The sequence below is a fragment of the Salipiger mangrovisoli genome (assembly GCF_015223355.1).
Classification (GTDB): domain Bacteria; phylum Pseudomonadota; class Alphaproteobacteria; order Rhodobacterales; family Rhodobacteraceae; genus Salipiger; species Salipiger mangrovisoli.
Genome location: NZ_JADFFK010000009.1, coordinates 112,839 through 132,199 on the forward strand (window position 1 = coordinate 112,839; position 19,361 = coordinate 132,199).

A 19,361-nucleotide genomic window follows, 5' to 3' on the forward strand; every position below is an offset into this window, starting at 1 on the left:
CCTCGCCAGAGACGGGGCCGGGGCCGTCGCGGAACCTTGCCTTGCCGCGCCCCGCGGCCTACCCAATCTTTCAGGACCAACACCGGAGGCGACATGACCCGCACAGAGCGCAACGACCCGGCGGCGAAGGACTTGCAGAGCCTGACCGCGCAGCTGCTCGAAGCCGCGCGCAAGGCAGGTGCCGACGCGGCGGATGCGCTGGCGATCGACGGCACGTCGCTCAGCATCGACGTGCGCGGCGGCGCGCTCGAGCAGGCCGAACGCTCCGAGGGCACCGACATCGGCCTGCGGGTCCTGGTCGGCACCCGCAGCGCGGTGGTCTCGACCTCGGATGTGAAGCCCGAAACGCTGACCGCCATGGCAGAACGCGCCGTGGCCATGGCCCGCGAGGCGCCCGAGGATCCCTATGCCGGTCTTGCCGGACCCGAGCAGCTGGCGCGGGACTGGGACCTTGCCGCGTTGGAGCTGGCCGATCCCTCGGCCGACCCTGCTCCCGATGCGCTGCAACGCGACGCGCTGGACGCCGAGGCGGCCGCGCTGGCGGTCGAGGGGGTCACCCAGGTGCAGTCGGCCTCGGCCTCCTATGACGCGCAGCGGATCTTTCTCGCCGCCAGCAACGGCTTCGCCGGTGGCTACGCGCGCACCGCGCGCTCGACCTCCTGCGTTGCCATCGCCGGCACCGGGCTCGGAATGGAACGCGACTATGACGGTGACAGCCGCACCTTCCAGTCCGACCTGCGCAGCCCTGCCGAGATCGGCCACCGCGCCGCGACCCGCGCGCTCGAACGTCTGAACCCGCGCAAGCCCAAGACCGGCGCCTACCCTGTGCTCTTCGACGAGCGCATCGCCTCGTCGCTGATCGGCCATCTGGTCGCCGCCGCCAATGGCGCGGCGGTGGCGCGCGGCGGATCGTGGCTGCGCGACGCGCTCGGCGCGCCGGTGTTGCCGGATGGCATCTCGCTGATCGAGGACCCTTTGCGCCCGCGCATCTCGGGCTCGCGCCCCTTCGACGCCGAGGGCCTGCCGACCCGGCGCCGCGCGCTGATCGAGGACGGCGTGCTGACCGGCTGGACGCTCGACCTCGCAACCGCCCGCAAGCTTGGACTGGCGCCGACCGGCAACGCCGCGCGCGGCACCTCCGCCGGACCCTCTCCGACCGCCTGGAACCTCGCGCTGACGCAGGGCGAGAAATCGCCCGCGGAACTCATCGCGGAGATGGGCCGCGGGCTGGTGGTCACCTCGATGATCGGCGCGACGATCAACCCCAACACCGGTGACTACTCGCGCGGCGCGGCCGGATGGTGGGTCGAGAACGGCGAGATCGCCTACCCGGTCTCGGGTGTCACGATCGCTGGCAACCTGCGGCAGATGCTGCGCGCCATGGTGCCGTCGAACGACGCCCGCCCGTGGCTGTCGCGCGTGGTGCCTTCGCTGCTGGTCGAGGGGCTGACGCTTGCCGGAGAGTGACCGCGCGCTGCTTGAGCATGCGGCGCGCGAGGCGGGCGCGGTGGCGCTCTCCTTTGCGGGCGGCGGCCTCGACGTGCGCTACAAGGCGGCTGACGGCAGCCCGGTGACCGCGGCGGACCTGGCCGTCAACGCGCGGCTCGAAGCGCTTCTGCGCGGCGCGCGGGCGGACTACGGCTGGCTCTCGGAGGAAAGCGTCGACAGTGACACGCGGCGCGCGGCCGAGAAGGTGTTCATCATCGATCCGATCGACGGCACGCGCTCGTTCATCGCCGGCGAGGACACCTGGGCGCATTCGCTCGCCGTGGCCGAGAACGGCGTGGTCACCGCCGCCGCCGTCTACCTGCCGAAGCGCGACCTGCTATACAGTGCCGCCTTGGGACAGGGAGCCGTGCTCAACGGCGTGCCGATCCGTGCCACCGCGACACCCACGCTGGAAGAGGCCGAGGTGCTGGCCCCGCGCCCGGTGGTCGATGCGCCCTATTGGCGCGTGCCGCTGCCGCCGATCCGCCGCGCGCACCGGCCCTCGCTCGCCTACCGGCTCGGGCTGGTCGCCGAGGGGCGCTTCGACGCCATGCTGACCTTCCGCCCGACCTGGGAGTGGGACATCGCCGCGGGCACGCTGCTGCTGCAAGAGGCCGGCGCAACGGTCACCGACCGGCTCGGGCGGCCGCTGCGTTTCAACGCGCGACATCCGCAGCACCCCGGTGTCGTCGCCGCGAACCCGGCGCTGCACCGCGACATCATGGGGCGTCTGACGCTTGCCCCCTGAGACGTGAACGGGTCGCGTAACGCTGACCCGCGGTAGAATCTTGACGCTGCGGGTGCAGAAAGTAGGTTGCCCGCGTCTGTACGGGAAAGGACCCCCCATGGCTCAACGACTCCACCTCGTCTTCGGCGGCGAGCTCGTCACCCCCGAGAAGTCCGTCTTCAAGGACGTGAACGACATCCACATCGTCGGCATGTTCCCCGACTACGCCTCCGCCTATGACGCCTGGAAGGCCGAGGCCCAGCGCACCGTGGACAACGCCCACATGCGGTACTTCATCGCCCATATCCACCGCCTGCGGGACGAGGAAACCGAGGTTTCCGCGACCGAAGAACTCGGCTGACACGCGTGGGGCGCAGGCCATTTTCGCTTTCGGCCTACTTGGCCTATGCCCGTGGCCGCGGGGCGACACCGACGGCGACGCCGGCGGCTCGCCCAGCGGGCCCGCTGCTCTGGCTGCACGCCGGTGGTCCCGGCTCGGCGCGGGCGCTCTGCGCCCTCGCCACACGCCTGAAGATCCAGCGCCCCGAGCTGACGCTGCTGGTCACCGGTCAGCCCGAGCATGCCCCGGAAGGCGCGCTGCGCAGCGACCTGCCGGGCGAAAACCCCGCCGAGGTGGCCGGATTTGTCGAACACTGGCGACCGCAGCTTGGCTTCTGGACCGGCCAGGACCTGCGCCCCGCGCTGTTGCAGAAGCTGGATGAGGCGGGCACGCGGCTCGTGCTGCTCGATGCCCGCGACGCGCCCTGGACCAGCCCCGCACCCAGCTGGGTGCCCGACCCCGCTGCTGCAACGCTGCAGTTCTTTGACCGCATCTGCCCGGTCGACGAGGCCGCGCGCCGCCGCCTGCGCCGCGCCGGGGTCGAAGAGCACGCCATCCCCGGACTGGGAGCCCTCACCGACAGCGCGCCACCGCTCGACTGCAACGATGCGCTCTACGAGGAAATGGCCGGCGTACTCACCGGGCGGCCGATCTGGCTCGCGGCGAAACTGCGCAGCGCGCAGGAGGCCGAAGAGGTGCTCCACGCTCACAAGCGCGCGGTGCGGCTCGCGCATCGGCTACTGCTGATCCTCGTCCCCGCGACCCGGGAACTCGCCCCCCAGATCGCCGAGGTGGCGCGGGATTCGGGCCTGCGGCTCTGCGCCTGGGAAGCGGGCGAGATGCCCGACGAGAACACCCAGGTGGTGGTCACCGAAGACGCCTCGGAGCTTGGCCTCTGGTACCGGCTCGCGCCGGTTGCCTTCCTTGGCGGCTCGCTGATCAGCGGTCACGGCGGCGAGGATCCGATGGAAGCCGCCGCGCATGGCATCGCGCTGCTCTACGGGCCCAACGTCGGCCGGCACCTGCCGGCCTATTCGCGACTGGCCGAAGCGGGTGCCGCGCGGATCGTGCGCGACTTCGATTCGCTTGCAGGCGCGCTCAGCCAGCTTGTCGCCCCCGACCGCGCCGCCGCCATGGCCCACGCCGGCTGGGACGTTATCACCCAGGGTGCCGAGTTGACCGACGAGATGATCGCGCTGGCCTGCCGCTGGCTCGACGAGGACGAGGCGGCCTGATGCGCGCGCCCAATTTCTGGCAGACCGCCCCCGACTCCCCCGCCTGGCAGGCCCGCCTGCTCGCGCCACTCGGCGCGCTCACCGCCCGCGCCACCGCGCGCCGGGTGGCGCAGGGGCCTGGCGAGAGGGTCCCGGTGCCGGTGATCTGCGTCGGCAACATCAACGCCGGAGGCACCGGCAAGACCCCGACGGTGATCGCATTGCTGGAACGGCTGCGGGACGCGGGGGCGCATGTGGTCTCGCGCGGGCATGGCGGCAGGCTGACCGGCCCGGTACAGGTCGATCCGCGCCGCCACACGGCGGCGGATGTCGGTGACGAGCCGCTGCTGCTGGCGGCCTTCGGCCCGGTCTGGGTGGCGCGCGACCGCGCCGCCGGCGCACGCGCGGCCATCGCCGCCGGCGCAAGGCTCATCATCCTCGACGACGGGCTGCAAAACCCGTCGCTTGCCAAGGATCTCTCGATCGTGGTCGTGGATGCACGCTACGGTTTCGGCAACGGCCGCTGCCTGCCCGCCGGCCCGCTTCGCGAGCCGCTTGCCACGGGTCTGCGACGCGCCGACCTCGTGCTCTCGATCGGCGGCGATGAGGCGCAGCGCGGTTTCGACGCGCAGTGGGGACAGCAGATCTCCCTGCCCCGCCTGCGCGGCGCGCTCGAGCCGCTGCAGACCGGCATGGACTGGCAGGATCTCCCGGCGCTGGCCTTCGCCGGGATCGGCCACCCCGAGAAGTTCTTCGCCACGCTGAGGGGGCTCGGGGCCGACGTTCTCCGGGCCGAGGCGCTGGACGATCACCAACCCTTCACCCCGGCGCTGCTCACGCGGCTGGAGCGCGAGGCACAGATGCTGGGGGCGCAGCTCGTCACCACCGAGAAGGACGCCGCGCGCCTGCCCGAGAGCTTCCGCCCCAAGGTGCTCAGCTTGCCGGTGCGCCTGCGGTTCAAGGACCCCGCGCCGCTGGAAGATGCGCTGGAGAAGCTGGGACTCTGAGCCCCTTCATTGTTCCACAAGTACGCCCGCCGGAGGCGTCCTGAAGAAACGATAGGCGCGGCGCCCGTGGGGAGCGCCGCGCCATGCGTATTTTCAGAACAATGAAAGGCTTACTCGGCCGCCCAGCCGCTGACCGATTTCACCTCGAGGAAGTCGAGGATGCCGAAGGATCCGCCCTCGCGGCCGTTGCCCGACTGCTTCATGCCGCCGAAGGGCGCGCCGGCGGCCCGGCCGGTGCCGTTGTTCTGCACCATGCCCGAGCGCAGCAGCCGGGTCAGACGGTTCACGCGCGCCGCGTCCGTGCTCTGGACGTAGTTGGTGAGGCCATAGGGCGTGTCATTGGCGACGCGCACCGCCTCGTCTTCGGTCTCGAACTTCATCACCGAGAGCACCGGGCCAAAGATCTCTTCGCGGGCGATGGTCATCTCGGGCGTGACGTCGGCGAAGACCGTGGGGCGCACGTAGAAACCCTTGTTCAGCCCCTCGGGACGGCCAAGTCCCCCGGCCACCAGGCGCGCGCCCTCGTCGATGCCCGTCTGGATGAGATCCTGGATCTTGCTCCACTGGGTCTCGTTGACCACCGGGCCGATGTGACCGCCCTCCTGCCGGGGATCGGCGACCTGCACCGCCTCGGCCGCGGCGGCGGCCTGCTCGACCGCCGTGTCGTAGAAGGGCGCTTCGACCATCATGCGCGAGGGTGCGTTGCAGCTCTGGCCGGAGTTTTCCATCATGTGCAGCACGCCGCGCTTCACCGCCTCGGCATCGGCATCGGCGAAGACGAGGTTCGCCCCCTTGCCGCCCAGCTCGAGGTGCACGCGCTTGAGCGTGTCGGCGGCGGCCTTCGAGATCGCCCGGCCGGCGCGGGTCGAGCCGGTGAAGCTGACCATGTCGACGTCGGAATGCGACGAAAGCTGCGTGCCGACGCCCGCGCCGTCGCCGTTGACGAGGTTGAAGACCCCCTTGGGGAAGCCGGCTTCATGCATCATCTCGGCGAAGAGGATGGCGTCGAGCGGGCTTTCCTCGGAGGGTTTCAGCACCATGGTGCAGCCCGCCACGGCGGCGGCACCGACCTTCAGCGTGACCTGGTTCATCGGCCAGTTCCACGGCGTGATCAGCGCCGCGACGCCCACGGCCTCGTGGATGATCCGGTGTTGCGGCTTGTCCTCGCGCAGGGAATGCTCGAAGGGAAATTCCCTGGCAGCACGGATGAAGTTGGTGAGGTGGAAGGTGCCTGCCCCGACCTGATCCGAACGCGACAGCGAGATCGGCGCGCCCATCTCGAGAGTCATCGCCTGCGCCATTTCCTCGGCGCGGGCCTTGTAGACCTCGAGCAGCTTCTCGACGTAGCCGATGCGTTCCGCGACCGGGGTGGCCATCCAGCCCGGCAGCGCGGCCTTGGCTGCGGCGACGGCGGCATCGGTGTCTGCCTGATCGCCCAGCGAGATGACGGCGCAGGGCTCTTCCGTGGCCGGGTTGATCACCGCGTGATCGCGCGGGGCGACCGGGTCCACCCATTGCCCGTCGATGTAGAACTGGCGCTTCTCGATCATGATGGTCTCCGCTCGTCAGGATTTGATCAAATTATTCTCGCGTCACAGTGTCACCGCTCCGCGACCTCCGCAAGCTGGCTCTTTACATCGTGACTCGGGCTCGTATCTATTCCCCGAGACCTCAAGCCGATGATTTCGGACAGGAAAGGAAATTGCCATGGCTCTGCGCATCAACGACACGCTTCCGAACCTCCACGTGGTCACCGACCAGGGCGAGTTCGACCTGCACGACTGGATCGGCGACAGCTGGGCGATCCTCTTCTCGCACCCCAAGGATTTCACCCCTGTGTGCACCACTGAGTTCGGTGCGGTGGCGCAGCTTTCCGATGAATGGGCCAAGCGCGGCACCAAGGTGATGGGAATCTCGGTGGACGGCGTTGCCGAACACAAGAAGTGGAAAGGCGACATCGCTGCGGTGGCCGGTGCCGATGCCAGCTTCCCGATCATCGCCGATGACGGGCTCGAGGTGGCCAAGGCGCTCGACATGCTGCCCGCCGACGCCTACCTGCCCGACGGCCGCACGCCGGCGGACAGCGCCACCGTGCGCTCGGTCTTCATCGTCGCACCGAACAAGAAGGTGCAGCTGATGATGACCTATCCGATGTCGGTCGGCCGCAACTTTGCCGAGGTGCTGCGTGCGCTCGACGGCCTCCAGCGCACCTACGAGCAGCCGCTGGCCACTCCCGCGAACTGGGAAGTCGGCCAGGACGTGATCGTCGCGCTGTCGCTCAACAACGATCAGGCGGCCGAGAAGTACGGCGAACTGGACATCAAGCTGCCCTACCTGCGCTTCGCCAAGAACCCCGGCTGACCCGGCCCGCGGCCCATAGCGCCGCCGACCAGGACCTTGTGCCACCCGCCTTGAACCGGCGGGTGGTTTCGTTTTGCCCGGGCTCCGCGCGCAGCGGCCATAGGGAGCAGCCGCCCCCCGCCCCTCTCGCCTGGGTGGTGCCCATCCCGCTGCTGACCTGCTAAACTCGGGCGAGACAGACCAAACCACATTTATCCTTTTGAAAATCCTATTTTAAACGAGGCCTCCATGCCGCGCCGTCTTCTGCCGTTTCTCCGCGTTCTGCTTGTGCTCCTGATGGTCCACGCCGCCACCGACCTGGCCGCGCAGGAAACCGCCGACGCCGCCGCTTCCGCCGAAAGCAGCGCGGCCGAAAGTCCGCCAACCCCCGCCGAAGCGGCAATCGACAGCGCCGAGGAGCGCGGGCGCAACGCGATCACCTCCAACCCGGACGTGATCGGCGCCAAGGGGGCCTCTGACGCCCCGCTGCCCGCCGAAAGCGACGCGGCTCTGATCGCCGCGCTCACCGCCCCGGCCATCCCCTCCGAAGAGCTTGCGATCCGCTCGCTGCCGCTGACGGCCGAAGAGATGGGTCAGCTGGCGCTGGCCTGGCAGAACATGGCAAAGGGCATGACAAAGGCCGTGGTCGAGGAGCAGCTTGCCGTGCTCGCCAAGGAGCGGGGCGGAGAGCAGGAGGTTCCGCGCGAACGTCTCACGCAGCTGGTGGAGCTGCGCAACAACGCCTTCGAGAACCTCTCTACCGTGGTCGACGGGCTCGAGGCCAAGGGGGGCGATGCCGCCGAGGTTGCCAAGTTCCGCGCCTATCGCGCCGCGATCCACGTCGACGAGACCCAGCGCGCCGACTGGCGCACGCTGCTGGCGCAGGCGGCGAACTGGGCGACGGACGAGGACGGCGGCATCAAGCTGGCGCTGCGCGTGGCGGTCATCGTCGCCGCGCTGCTGGGGCTGCTGATCCTCGCGCGCACGGTGCGCGGCGTGGCCCGCCGGGGCCTGTCGCGGGTGCCTGACCTGTCGAAGCTGCTGCAGGCCTTCATCCTCATGGCGATCTACTGGGTGACCATTGCCTTTGGCCTCATGATCGTGCTGAGCGCGCTGGGGATCGACGTGACGCCGCTCTTCGCACTGGTCGGCGGTGCATCCTTCATCATCGCCTTCGCCATGCAGGACACGCTGGGCAACCTCGCTGCGGGGCTGATGATCATGATCAACCGCCCCTTTGACGAGGGCGACTATGTCACCGTTGCGGGCACCGGCGGCACGGTGAAATCGGTCTCCATCGTCTCGACCACCGTCGTGACCCCCGATAACCAGGTGATCGTGATTCCGAACTCGAAGGTCTGGGGCGACGTGATCACCAACACCACCGCCAGCGACACGCGGCGGGTCGATCTGACCTTCGGCATCGGCTATGGCGACTCGATCGAGCAGGCGCAGGAGGTTCTGGAACAGGTGGTGGCCGAGCATCCGCTGATCCTCGATGATCCGGCACCGGTGATCCGCGTCAACGCGCTCGGGGCCAGTTCGGTCGATTTCATCTGTCGCCCCTGGACCAAGGTGGATGACTACTGGACGGTCTACTGGGATCTGACCCGGCAGGTGAAGGAGGCCTTTGACCGCGAGGGCATCTCCATCCCCTTCCCGCAGGCCGACATGCATGTGCACATGGCCGCCCCCGCCGCCGCGGCGGCCTTCGGCGACACCGGCAAGGGCGCACCGGGCAAACCCGCGCCCAGGGACGCCGACGAGGCAGAACCCTATTACGCCCGCGACGACCGGGTGACCTCGTTCCGCGCCGGCGACGAGGGCGACGACGAGGAATCGGAAACCACCTGACGAAGCTCAGGGGCGCTCAGAGGTTGAAATCATAGACCCCGCCCCTGCGGCGGGGGATCGAATGACGCTCGATCATCCGGCGGGTGTGCGGCCGCTCCTCTCCCCGGTGCAGCGCCATCAGCCGCTCGAACGTGCCGCCATCGGCCTTGGTGCGGCGGGTGTTGTGGCGGATATACTCGACCCAGGTGGGCACGTGGTAGGTCTCTTCCCAGATACGGGGGTCTTCCAGATCGCGCATCAGCACCCAGTTCTGCGCGCCGTCACGGATCCGCACCCGTCGGCGTTCGGCCATGATGGCCAGAAATTCCGGCACATCCTCCGGGTCGATCTCGAACTGCGTCACCGCCACGATTGGACCGCTGCGCATCTTCATGTCGATCTGGAGCGCCGGGGTCTTGAAAAGATCGAGAGGCGAGAGATCGAGGTCGCCATACTCCGGCAGCGGCATCCTGAAGCCGACAAGCGCTGCCACTGCCAGCACCACCGCCGCTCCCGTGAGCGCCGCCGGCAGCCCCCATCCGTCCGACACCGTCCCCCAAACCCAGCTGCCCGCGGCCATGCCGCCGAAGCTGGCCGACTGGTAGAGCGCGATGGCCCGGCCCACCACCCAGCGCGGAGTCGAGAGCTGCACCGTCACGTTGAACAGCGACAGCGCCACGGTCCAGGCCATGCCATTGAGCATCAACGCCGGGATGCAGACCCAGAGGGTCGGGGCGATCGCCAGGATCGCCGTCCCGGTGACCGCAGCGGCGGCAGAAAAGCGCACCAGGTGCTCGTTGTCGAAATGGTCGCGCAGCCGGGCGTTGTTCAGCGCACCGATCACCGCGCCGACGCCGAAGCAACCCAGCATGATGCCGAAGGTCGAGGCGTCGCCGCCCAGCCGTTCATGCGCGATCAGCGGCAACAGCGACAGCACCGCCACCGAGCCGAAGCCGAACAGAAAGGCGCGCGACATGACGTTGACCAGGTTCGGCGACATGGCGACGTAGCGCAGCCCCGAGCCGACCGCGAGCCGCAGCGGTTCCGGTGGCAGCGTGCTGTCCGGCGGCGGCGATTGCCAGCGCCACAGCACGGCGATCATCGGAAGGTAGCTGACGGCGTTCAGCGCAAAGGCGGCCGCCGCCCCGGCCAGGGCGACGATGATCCCGCCGATTGCCGGGCCGATCGAGCGCATGGCGTTGAAGGCCATGGAATTCAGCGCCACCGCCGAGGGCAGGTCGCTGCGCGGCACGATATCCCCCAGCGAGGCCTGCCACGATGGGTTGAAGAAGGTCGATCCGGTGCCGATCAGGAAGGTCAGCACCAGCAGCAGCCAAGGCGTCAGCATGTCCAGCCATGCCAGCGCGCAGAGCAGCGCCGAGGCAACCATCATGAATAGCAGCGCGCCGATCATCACCTGACGGCGGTCGCGGTTGTCGGCCAGCGTGCCCGCGAAGACCGCGAAAAGCATGGTCGGCACCGTCACACCGGCCTGCACCAGCGCCACCATGGCGTCGCTGTCCGAGATCTGCGTCATCATCCAGCCGGCACCGACCGATTGCACCAGCGTCCCGAGGTTCGAGGCCATCGAGGCGGTCCAGCGTGCCCGGAAGGCATGGATTCTCAGGACGGTGAGGGGCGACGCGGATTTCGGCATGTGGCTCGGGGGCTGGTCGCCGGCCCGCGGGAGCGACGGAAGCAAGGGGGCCTGCCGCCAAGGTAGAGCGGTTTTTCCGCGTGTCGCCAAGGGGGCGGCGGGAAAATAGATGCCAGTTGCATGTATTTTCCGATCAAGCCCACGCGGAGCATCGCGCGCCAGGCAACCGGGGCCCTCCCCGAAAAGAAAGAAGCGGGCCCTTCGGCCCGCTCCTGATGTCTTGCTGTCCGAAGGCTCAGAGCGTCGGGTAGATCGGGAAGCCCTTGAGGAATGCTTCGACCTCGGCCTTCACCTTAGCCTCGACCTCTGCGTTGCCGTCCTCGCCGTTCGCCGCGAGACCATCGACAACCTCGATGATCCAATCGGCGATCTTGCGGAACTCGGCTTCCTTGAAGCCGCGGGTGGTGCCAGCGGGCGAGCCCAGGCGGATGCCCGAGGTCACGGTCGGCTTTTCCGGATCGAACGGCACGCCGTTCTTGTTGCAGGTGATGTGCGCGCGGCCCAGGGCCTTCTCGGTCGCGTTGCCCTTCACGCCCTTGGGACGCAGGTCGACCAGCACCACGTGGGTGTCGGTGCCATGGGTCACCGTGTCGAGCCCGCCCTTGATCAGCTGGTCCGACAGCGCCTGCGCGTTGGCGATGACCTGCTTGGCGTAGGCCTTGAACTCGGGGCGCAGCGCCTCGCCGAAGGCCACGGCCTTGCCGGCGATGACATGCATCAGCGGGCCGCCCTGGATGCCGGGGAAGATCGCCGAGTTGACCTTCTTGGCGATGTCCTCGTCGTTGGTGAGGATCATGCCGCCGCGCGGACCGCGCAGGGTCTTGTGCGTGGTGGTGGTGGCCACATGCGCGTGCGGGAAGGGCGAGGGATGCTCGCCGCCCGCCACGAGGCCGGCAAAATGCGCCATGTCGACCATCAGGTAGGCACCAACGCTGTCGGCGATCTCGCGCATCTTGGCAAAGTCGATCTGACGCGGGATGGCCGAGCCGCCGGCAACGATGATCTTGGGCTTGTGCGCGTTGGCCAGCTCCTGGACCTGATCGTAGTCCAGCAGGTTGTCCTGCTTGCGCACGCCGTACTGGACGGCGTTGAACCACTTGCCCGACTGGTTGGGCTTGGCACCGTGGGTCAGGTGACCGCCGGCGTCGAGGCTCATGCCGAGGATGGTGTCGCCGGGCTGGATCAGCGCCTGGTAGACGCCCTGGTTCGCCTGGCTGCCGGAGTTCGGCTGCACATTGGCGAACTCGCAGCCGAAGAGCTGCTTGGCGCGGTCGATGGCCAGGTTCTCGGCCACATCGACCCAGTCACAGCCGCCGTAGTAGCGCTTGCCCGGATAGCCTTCGGCATATTTGTTGGTGAGCACCGAGCCCTGCGCCTGCATGACGGCACGCGAAACGATGTTCTCGGAAGCGATCAGCTCGATCTCGTCGCGCTGGCGGCCGAGTTCGCCGGTGATGGACGCGAAGAGTTCGGGATCGCGGGAGGAAAGCTCTTCGGTAAAAAAGCCGGTGTCGCTGGGCGCGGCGGTCATGGGCAGTCTCCGGGGTCAAGGATTCGAGTTCCGGCGCCTGAGTACTGGAAAGCGCGCGTAACGCAAAGATGCCAAAGCGACAGCTTGTGTTTCTCTTCCGGCGTCTCTGGCGGCGCGGGAAGACTTGTGATTGTTTCGGAACATCCCGGATGGGACAGGAAACCGCAGGACCATCGAAGAACTCCATGTCGCTGAGAATTGCCTTCTGCGCCTCGCGCGCGCCGATCGCCCAGGCGGCCCACGCCGCGCTGACGAACCGCTACGGGGATCACGCCGAGCGCGGTGCCGACGTGATCGTGGCGCTTGGGGGCGACGGCTTCATGCTGCAAACCCTGCACCGCACGCAGGAGCTGAACGTGCCGGTCTACGGCATGAACCGCGGCACGGTCGGCTTCCTGATGAACGCCTATTCCGAGCACCGGCTGGAAGAGCGCCTGGAAGAGGCCGAGGAGGCGGTGATCAACCCGCTGTCGATGCGCGCCACCACGGTTGACGGCACGGTGCACGAGGCGCTGGCGATCAACGAGGTCTCGCTGCTGCGCACCGGCCCGCAGGCGGCGCGCCTCGCGATCCACGTGGACGGTAAGCTGCGCTTGCCCGAGCTGGTCTGCGACGGCGCGCTGCTGGCTACGCCAGCGGGCTCTACCGCCTACAACTACTCCGCGCATGGCCCGATCCTGCCGATCGGCTCCGAGGTGCTGGCGATGACCGCCGTGGCTGCCTTCCGTCCCCGGCGCTGGCGCGGCGCACTGCTGCCCAAGGCCGCCGAGGTCAGTTTCGAGGTGCTCGAACACGAAAAGCGCCCGGTCATGGCCGAGGCGGACAGCGAGTCCGTGCGCGACGTCGTGCGGGTCGATATCCGCTCGGCACCGGACGTGGCGCACCGGGTGATGTTCGATCCGGGTCACGGGCTCGAAGAGCGGCTGATCCGCGAGCAGTTCGTCTGACGCGACGGGTCAGGCCACCGCATCAAGGGGCAGCTGGACGTGCAGCAGCTCGACCTCCGGCATATCGGGCCGAATGATGCCGATCGCCCCGCTCGCCCCCACGCCTTCAAAGCGGATCGACCCTTCGCCGATCTGGAGCAACAGGCTGTCGCCCTCCTGCGTGAGCGACCACTCGGCGACATCCTCGCCCAACTGCACCAGGACCTCGGCGCCCGGCGCCAGCCGCACGGTGTCATTCCCGTCGCCTGCCGCATAGCGCAGCGCCACGGTGCCCCCGCCGAGCGTGATGGAATCGTCGCCCCGCCCGGCCTCGAGCGAAATCACTTCGGCCACGTTCAACGTGATCGCGTCATCGCCCGCACCGGTGTCGATGTCGGCGACATTGCCGCGCGCGGCAAGCAGACGTGCCTCCGGCGTTTCGCCTGCGGTCCAGGGCGCGTCGCTGAGCCGCGACAGCTGCGAGCGCCCCACCACGGCATCAACGGTCACCGCATCGCGCCCGGCCCCGGTGTAGATACCGCCCACCAGCCCCGCCGAGAGGGTCACCGCGTCGGCACCCTTGCCGGTATAGACGCTTTCGACACTCTCGGCATCGATGGTGACCGCATCGGATCCGCCACCGGTATAGACCGAGGACACCTGCCGCGCCCGAAGCGTGACCGTGTCGTCGCCACCGGCACGGCGCGCGTGCGGGCCGGGATCGGTATGGATCCCACTCACCAGATCCGCCGCGATGCTGACCGCATCGCTGCCCGAGCCGCTGTAGATGCCGCGCACGGTCCGCGCCGCGATGGCCAGCGCGTCGTTGCCGCCGCCGGTATAGATCGACGACACGTCGTTCGCCTGGATCGCGACGGCGTCGTTGCCGCCCTGCCCGCGCCCGAAGGGAGAGACATCGGTATAGACCCCCTCGACCCGCTTGGCCGACAGCGTCAGCGCGTCATGGCCGGTGCCGGTGTAGACGTTCGACAGCGCCCGCGCCGAGACCGACAATGCGTCATTGCCGCCGTAGCTGGCAAAGCTGGCCTGACCCTCTGGGCCGGAATGGCTGGCCGCTGTGGCGCCAGAGTAGATCGCGACGCCGCCCGCGCCCAGCCGCTCCAGCGCCTTGGCCATATGCTGCATGCGGGCGCGCATGCGCGACAGCCCGCGCTCGCGCGCGTCGGCAAGGCTGGTTCCAGACGATGTATTGCGCGCCGCGGCCTGCGACCGGCTCCGCGCCTCGATGCGGCCCTGCGCGGTGCGCAGCAGCGAGTCGGCCGCCTGCCGCCCGGCATCCCCGGCGTCCCCCGCCGTGCTCACCGGTGCCGTGCTCACCGACGCGGTGCCAATCTCGGCGCTGGCGCCACTGCCCCCCGCGCTGGCGCGCATCAGCGTCAGGGACAGGCTGCCGAAAAGGGTTGGCAGGCTCTGGGTCAGGTCGGACGGACTCGAAAGGGTCATGGCAGGGGCTCCTTTGCGCCAAGCCTGCGCGCCGAAGCTGAACGGGAGGTAAACATCTCCCGCCAAGCTCTTTCGCATTGGACCGATCCGCGCGCAGCGCCATAAGAGGGGCTGGAACTGAAAGGGATCTCTCATGCTTCAAGGCCTGCACCACGTGGCGCTGATTTGCGGTGACTATGCGCGCAGCCGCGCCTTCTACGTCGATCTTCTGGGGCTCGAAGTGATCGCCGAGACCCATCGCGCCGAGCGCGGCAGCTGGAAGCTGGACCTTGCCGTGCCGGGGGGCGGACAGCTGGAGTTGTTCAGCTTTCCCGAGCCGCCCGAACGTCCCTCTCATCCCGAGGCCAAGGGCCTCCGGCACCTCGCCTTTCGCGTCGCAGACATCGCCGATGCGCAGCGCTGGCTGGAGGAGCAGGGCGTCGAGGTCGAGCCGGTTCGGGTCGATCCGTTGACCGGCAAGCAGTTCACCTTCTTCGCCGATCCCGACGGGCTGCCGCTGGAACTCTACGAGATCTGAGCGGAGGAGGCGTGGCGATGCGCCCATCGAAGGTCACCGTCGACGCGCAGCGCCCCTGCCGCACCCCAGCCCCGCCCGCGCAAGGATGGCGTCCGGGCAAATGGCCAGACGCCGCAGCCGAAGCGCGACTCGCAACCACGGCCGGTTCCGCGTCCTGCAATCCCGCGGGGCCGCATCACAATTTTGCTGAAAATGCGCGCATCATGGGCCGTGACTGCGCAAGAGATGCGCCGCACATCGCGGTCGCGGGGCAAGTTTCGGAATATCCGCCCCGCGCCGCAAAAGATCGCTTGCGCCAGAATATCATTCGACCGTAACGAATGAGTACCCCCGGTCGCGACAGTCCGCGACCCTAGCCGCAACGGCGCGGCAATTTCCGTCAAGAGCCCCCAGAGGGCAGGCAGCAATGGCGCTGCATCTTCGCTCCGACACATGTCGGTCCGTGGGTTTACGCAAGCGCCAACCTTCCGTTTTCCCTGACAGAAATCGCCGCGGCCCGGGATCTCCCGTTCCGCTTCTCGCTGAAACCGGAGTCCCCTCATGTCCAAACAGCGCCTCGTCATCATCGGCAACGGCATGGCCCCCGGCCGCCTTCTGGAGCACCTCTTCGAGGCCGCCCCCGATGCCTATGACGTCACCATCTTCAACGCCGAACCGCGGGTGAACTACGACCGCATCATGCTCTCGCCGGTGCTTTCGGGCGAGAAGACCTTCGAAGACATCATCATTCACGGCGACGACTGGTACGCCGAGCGCGGCATCACCCTGCACCGCGGCGAGAAGGTCACCGGCATCGACCGTGCGGCCCGCGTGGTCACCGGCGCCAGCGGCATCACCGCTGCCTACGACAAGCTGGTGATCGCCACCGGCTCCTCGCCCTTCATCATCCCCGTGCCGGGGCACAAGCTGCCCGGCGTGCTGGCGTACCGCGATCTCGACGACGTGGACGGAATGCTGCGGGCGGCCTCGAGGGGTGGCCGTGCCGTGGTGATCGGCGGCGGCCTGCTTGGTCTCGAGGCCGCCGCCGGTTTGAAATCGCGCGGCATGGAGGTGACCGTGCTGCACCTCATGCCGACGCTGATGGAGCGCCAGCTCGACCCCGCCGCCGGCTACCTGCTGCAGAAGGAGCTGGAAAGCCGCGGCATCGAGGTGCGCTGCGGTGCCAACACCAAGATGATCCTCGGCAACAGCGAGGTCGAAGGCGTCGAGCTGGAGGACGGCACCGTCATCGACGCCTCGCTGGTGGTCATGGCCGTGGGCATCCGGCCTTCGGTGGATCTGGCCCGCGACGCCGGGCTCGACGTGGGGCGCGGTATCCGGACCGATCTGGCCATGCGCACCTCGGATCCCGATATCTTCAGCGTCGGCGAATGCGCCGAGGTGGATGGCCGCGTCTACGGGCTCGTCGCGCCGCTCTACCAGATGGCCAAGGTCGCGGCCGGGCATCTTGCCGGTGTCTCCGAAGCCGCTTTTGCCCATGCCGAGACGCCGACCAAGCTCAAGGTCACCGGCATCAACCTCTATTCGGTGGGCGACTTCGGCGACGGCCCGGACCGCGAGGACGTGGTGCTGCGCGACGCCGCCCGCGGCAGCTACCGCCGGGTGATCCTGCGGGACAACCGGGTGATCGGCGCCGTGCTCTACGGCGATGTCGCCGACGGCATGTGGTACAACGAGCTGCTGAAGTCCGGCGAGGACGTGTCCGACATACGGGACACGCTGATCTTCGGGCAGGCGCATCAGGGCGGCGGTGTGGCCGCCGATCCGCTGGCTGCTGTCGCCAACCTCTCTGACGACGCGGAAATCTGCGGCTGCAACGGCATCTGCAAGGGCAAGATCGTACAGGCAATCAATGACAAGGGGCTGACGTCGCTCGGAGAAGTGCGCGCCCACACCAAGGCCAGCGCCTCCTGCGGCACCTGCACCGGGCTCGTGGAGTCGGTCATGGCGCTGACCCTCGGCGAGACCTTCGCCAAGAAGGCCGAGGGCATGTGCGGCTGCACCGACCTCGGCCACGGTGAGGTGCGCCGCTTGATCAAGGCGCAGGGGCTGAAGAGCATCCCCGCGGTCATGCAGGAGCTGGAGTGGAAGAGCTCGCACGGCTGCGCCAAGTGCCGCCCCGCGCTGAACTACTACCTGCTGAGTGACTGGCCGGGCGAATACAAGGACGACCAGCAGAGCCGCTTCATCAACGAGCGCGTGCACGCCAACATCCAGAAGGACGGCACCTATTCCGTCGTGCCGCGGATGTGGGGCGGGATGACCTCCTCGGACGAGCTGCGCGCCATCGCCGACGTGGTGGACAAGTTCGCCATCCCCGACGTGAAGGTGACCGGCGGCCAGCGCATCGACCTTCTCGGCGTGAAAAAGGAAGACCTTCCGGCGGTCTGGGCCGATCTCAACGCCGCGGGACTGGTCTCGGGCCACGCCTATGCCAAGGGTCTGCGCACGGTGAAGACCTGCGTCGGCTCCACCTGGTGCCGCTTCGGCACGCAGGACAGCACCGGCCTCGGCATCAAGCTCGAGAAGTTCCTCTGGGGCTCCTGGACGCCGGCCAAGGTCAAGCTCGCCGTGACCGGATGCCCGCGCAACTGCGCCGAGGCGACCTGCAAGGACATCGGCGTGATCTGCGTCGATAGCGGCTACGAGATCGTCTACGGCGGCGCCGCGGGCCTGCACATCCAGGGCACCACCAAGCTCGGCATGGTGAAGACCGAGGAGGAGGTGATCGAGATCGCCGCCGCCATGACCCAGATGTACCGCGAGCAGGGCTTCTACCTCGAGCGCATCTACAAATGGGCCGAGCGCGTCGGCTACGACACGGTCAAGGCCGCGATCCTCAACGATACGGACAGCCGCCGCGCCTATTACGAGCGCTTCGTCTTCAGCCAGCAGTTTGCCCAGACCGATCCGTGGTCCGAGCGCGTCTCGGGCGTCGACAAGCACGAGTTCAAGCCGCTCGCCGTCTTCGGCGAAGAGGCTGCCCCCGCAACCGCCCATGTGGAGCCTGCAGAATGAACGCCCTCACCCGCGACACGAATGCATGGCGCCTCATCGGCTCCATCGACGACATCCCCAGCCAGGGCGCGCGCTGCGTCGAGAACGGGGAGACAAAGATCGCCGTCTTCCGCACCGCGGATGACCGGATCTTCGCGCTCGAGGACAAGTGCCCGCACAAGAACGGGCCGCTCAGCCAGGGCATCGTGCACGGCGGCTGCGTCACATGCCCCCTGCACAACTGGGTGATCTCGCTGGAAACCGGTGCCGCCACCGGTGCCGACGACGGCCGCACCGCCTCCTTCCCCGTCCGTCTCGACGGTCGGGACATCTACCTGAACCTCCAACAGGGCGCCTGACCCCAGGCTCCGAACCCTTCAGCAAAGGATACGCAAATGTCGTATATCGCTCCCAAGGAATTCGCGGCCAAGATGGTCGACGCCGGCGAATCCAAGATCTTCATGTCCACCAAGGACACGCTCATCCGCGCCTACATGGCCGGGGCCATCCTTGCGCTTGCCGCGGCCTTCGCGGTGACCATCGCGGTCAACACCGGCAACTTCCTCGTCGCCTCGCTGCTCTTCCCGGTCGGCTTCTGCATGCTCTACCTGATGGGCTTCGACCTGCTGACCGGCGTCTTCACCCTGGCGCCGCTGGCAGTGATCGCCAAGCGTCCGGGCTGCACCTGGGGCGGCGTGCTGCGCAACTGGGGCCTGGTGTTCTGCGGCAACTTCGCGGGCGCCATGACCACCGCGGTCATGATGGCGGTGATCTTCACCATGGGCTTCTCGACCGAGCCGAATGCCGTCGGTCAGAAGATCGGCACCATCGGCGAAGCCCGGACACTCGGCTATGCCGCCGCCGGCGGCGCAGGCCTGCTGACCGTCTTCGTCCGCGCCGTGATGTGCAACTGGATGGTCTCGACCGGCGTCGTGGCGGCGATGATGTCCTCCTCGACCGGCGGTAAGATCATGGCGATGTGGATGCCGATCCTGGTGTTCTTCTACCTCGGTTTCGAGCACTCGATCGTCAACATGTTCCTCTTCCCCTCGGGCATCATGCTGGGCGGTCAGTTCACCTGGGTCGACTACTTCGTCTACAACGAGATCCCCGTGGTTCTGGGCAACCTCGTCGGCGGGCTGACCTTCGTGGGCGGCATGATCTACGCCACCCACTTCCGTGAATCGCCGAAGCGCAACGCCGTCCGCAACGACGATGCGGTGCGTGTCCCGGCCGAATAAGCGTTGACCTCGCCTTGGGCCCCGCCACCGTGCGGGGCCTCTTTTCATTTCCCTTTCCCGAGCCCGCGATGCCCCGCGA

At 68.2% G+C, this 19,361-nt stretch carries 16 protein-coding genes; 12 read left to right on the forward strand and 4 right to left on the reverse strand.

Annotated features, from left to right (window positions below; translation table 11 throughout):
- Window positions 1-93: 93 nt before the first annotated feature.
- The 5 genes from IQ782_RS13525 (at window position 94) to lpxK (ending at window position 4,776) form a co-directional block, all read left to right on the forward strand.
- Window positions 94-1,467, forward strand: coding sequence for a TldD/PmbA family protein (locus IQ782_RS13525; protein ID WP_194135173.1), 1,374 nt, complete (start codon window positions 94-96; stop codon window positions 1,465-1,467).
- Window positions 1,454-2,236, forward strand: coding sequence for an inositol monophosphatase family protein (locus IQ782_RS13530; RefSeq protein WP_194135174.1), 783 nt, complete (start codon window positions 1,454-1,456; stop codon window positions 2,234-2,236). The genes IQ782_RS13525 and IQ782_RS13530 overlap by 14 nt, the downstream gene beginning before the upstream one ends.
- 97 nt (window positions 2,237-2,333) lie before the next feature.
- Window positions 2,334-2,576: a DUF4170 domain-containing protein gene (locus IQ782_RS13535; protein WP_194135175.1), complete on the forward strand. Its 243-nt coding sequence runs from the start codon at window positions 2,334-2,336 to the stop codon at window positions 2,574-2,576.
- 5 nt (window positions 2,577-2,581) lie between these two features.
- Window positions 2,582-3,790, forward strand: a complete 1,209-nt coding sequence (locus tag IQ782_RS13540) for a glycosyltransferase N-terminal domain-containing protein (protein ID WP_194135176.1) — start codon at window positions 2,582-2,584, stop codon at window positions 3,788-3,790.
- Window positions 3,790-4,776, forward strand: coding sequence for a tetraacyldisaccharide 4'-kinase (lpxK, locus tag IQ782_RS13545; RefSeq protein ID WP_194135177.1), 987 nt, complete (start codon window positions 3,790-3,792; stop codon window positions 4,774-4,776). The genes IQ782_RS13540 and lpxK overlap by 1 nt, the downstream gene beginning before the upstream one ends.
- Window positions 4,777-4,886: 110 nt before the next feature.
- Here lpxK and IQ782_RS13550 read toward each other — a convergent pair whose 3' ends face one another.
- Window positions 4,887-6,326: an aldehyde dehydrogenase family protein gene (locus IQ782_RS13550; protein WP_194135178.1), complete on the reverse strand. Its 1,440-nt coding sequence runs from the start codon at window positions 6,324-6,326 to the stop codon at window positions 4,887-4,889.
- A gap of 157 nt (window positions 6,327-6,483) precedes the next feature.
- On the opposite strand from IQ782_RS13550, the gene IQ782_RS13555 reads away from it, so the two are divergent.
- Both IQ782_RS13555 and IQ782_RS13560 read left to right on the forward strand, forming a co-directional pair.
- Window positions 6,484-7,137, forward strand: a complete 654-nt coding sequence (locus IQ782_RS13555; RefSeq protein ID WP_194135179.1) for a peroxiredoxin — start codon at window positions 6,484-6,486, stop codon at window positions 7,135-7,137.
- Between the two features lie 228 nt (window positions 7,138-7,365).
- Window positions 7,366-8,970, forward strand: a complete 1,605-nt coding sequence (locus IQ782_RS13560; protein ID WP_240989282.1) for a mechanosensitive ion channel family protein — start codon at window positions 7,366-7,368, stop codon at window positions 8,968-8,970.
- 16 nt (window positions 8,971-8,986) lie between these two features.
- Here the strand turns inward: IQ782_RS13560 and IQ782_RS13565 are convergent, their stop codons facing one another.
- Window positions 8,987-10,606, reverse strand: coding sequence for an MFS transporter (locus IQ782_RS13565; protein WP_194135180.1), 1,620 nt, complete (start codon window positions 10,604-10,606; stop codon window positions 8,987-8,989).
- Window positions 10,607-10,841: 235 nt separating this feature from the next.
- The gene (gene glyA, locus IQ782_RS13570) at window positions 10,842-12,137 is read right to left on the reverse strand and encodes a serine hydroxymethyltransferase (RefSeq protein WP_194135181.1); all 1,296 of its coding nucleotides are present in this window, start codon (window positions 12,135-12,137) and stop codon (window positions 10,842-10,844) included.
- 185 nt (window positions 12,138-12,322) lie between these two features.
- On the opposite strand from glyA, the gene IQ782_RS13575 reads away from it, so the two are divergent.
- Window positions 12,323-13,084, forward strand: coding sequence for an NAD kinase (locus IQ782_RS13575; protein ID WP_194135182.1), 762 nt, complete (start codon window positions 12,323-12,325; stop codon window positions 13,082-13,084).
- Window positions 13,085-13,093: 9 nt separating this feature from the next.
- On the opposite strand, the gene IQ782_RS13580 is transcribed toward IQ782_RS13575, so the two are convergent.
- Window positions 13,094-14,527: a hypothetical protein gene (locus IQ782_RS13580; RefSeq protein ID WP_194135183.1), complete on the reverse strand. Its 1,434-nt coding sequence runs from the start codon at window positions 14,525-14,527 to the stop codon at window positions 13,094-13,096.
- Window positions 14,528-14,660: 133 nt separating this feature from the next.
- On the opposite strand from IQ782_RS13580, the gene gloA2 reads away from it, so the two are divergent.
- The 4 genes from gloA2 (at window position 14,661) to IQ782_RS13600 (ending at window position 19,282) form a co-directional block, all read left to right on the forward strand.
- A complete protein-coding gene (gene gloA2 / locus IQ782_RS13585; RefSeq protein ID WP_194135184.1) occupies window positions 14,661-15,044 on the forward strand; it encodes an SMU1112c/YaeR family gloxylase I-like metalloprotein in 384 nt (127 codons plus the stop codon).
- A 540-nt stretch (window positions 15,045-15,584) separates the two neighbouring features.
- Entirely contained in the window at window positions 15,585-18,062 is a 2,478-nt protein-coding gene (nirB, locus tag IQ782_RS13590; protein ID WP_194135185.1) for a nitrite reductase large subunit NirB, read from the forward strand.
- Window positions 18,059-18,400, forward strand: coding sequence for a nitrite reductase small subunit NirD (gene nirD / locus IQ782_RS13595; protein ID WP_194135186.1), 342 nt, complete (start codon window positions 18,059-18,061; stop codon window positions 18,398-18,400). Before nirB ends, nirD begins: the two co-directional genes overlap by 4 nt.
- 36 nt (window positions 18,401-18,436) lie before the next feature.
- Window positions 18,437-19,282 carry a formate/nitrite transporter family protein gene (locus IQ782_RS13600; protein WP_194135187.1) on the forward strand — a complete coding sequence of 282 codons (846 nt, stop codon included), beginning with the start codon at window positions 18,437-18,439 and terminating at the stop codon, window positions 19,280-19,282.
- The last annotated feature ends 79 nt before the right edge of the window (window positions 19,283-19,361 follow it).

Coding starts and splice junctions, on each gene's coding strand:
- IQ782_RS13525 (WP_194135173.1), top strand. CDS start 94: ATGACCCGCACAGAGCGCAACGACCCGGCGGCGAAGGACTTGCAGAGC.
- IQ782_RS13535 (WP_194135175.1), top strand. CDS start 2,334: ATGGCTCAACGACTCCACCTCGTCTTCGGCGGCGAGCTCGTCACCCCC.
- lpxK (WP_194135177.1), top strand. CDS start 3,790: ATGCGCGCGCCCAATTTCTGGCAGACCGCCCCCGACTCCCCCGCCTGG.
- IQ782_RS13550 (WP_194135178.1), bottom strand. CDS start 6,326: ATGATCGAGAAGCGCCAGTTCTACATCGACGGGCAATGGGTGGACCCG.
- IQ782_RS13555 (WP_194135179.1), top strand. CDS start 6,484: ATGGCTCTGCGCATCAACGACACGCTTCCGAACCTCCACGTGGTCACC.
- IQ782_RS13560 (WP_240989282.1), top strand. CDS start 7,366: ATGCCGCGCCGTCTTCTGCCGTTTCTCCGCGTTCTGCTTGTGCTCCTG.
- IQ782_RS13565 (WP_194135180.1), bottom strand. CDS start 10,606: ATGCCGAAATCCGCGTCGCCCCTCACCGTCCTGAGAATCCATGCCTTC.
- glyA (WP_194135181.1), bottom strand. CDS start 12,137: ATGACCGCCGCGCCCAGCGACACCGGCTTTTTTACCGAAGAGCTTTCC.
- IQ782_RS13575 (WP_194135182.1), top strand. CDS start 12,323: ATGTCGCTGAGAATTGCCTTCTGCGCCTCGCGCGCGCCGATCGCCCAG.
- IQ782_RS13580 (WP_194135183.1), bottom strand. CDS start 14,527: ATGACCCTTTCGAGTCCGTCCGACCTGACCCAGAGCCTGCCAACCCTT.
- gloA2 (WP_194135184.1), top strand. CDS start 14,661: ATGCTTCAAGGCCTGCACCACGTGGCGCTGATTTGCGGTGACTATGCG.
- nirB (WP_194135185.1), top strand. CDS start 15,585: ATGTCCAAACAGCGCCTCGTCATCATCGGCAACGGCATGGCCCCCGGC.
- nirD (WP_194135186.1), top strand. CDS start 18,059: ATGAACGCCCTCACCCGCGACACGAATGCATGGCGCCTCATCGGCTCC.
- IQ782_RS13600 (WP_194135187.1), top strand. CDS start 18,437: ATGTCGTATATCGCTCCCAAGGAATTCGCGGCCAAGATGGTCGACGCC.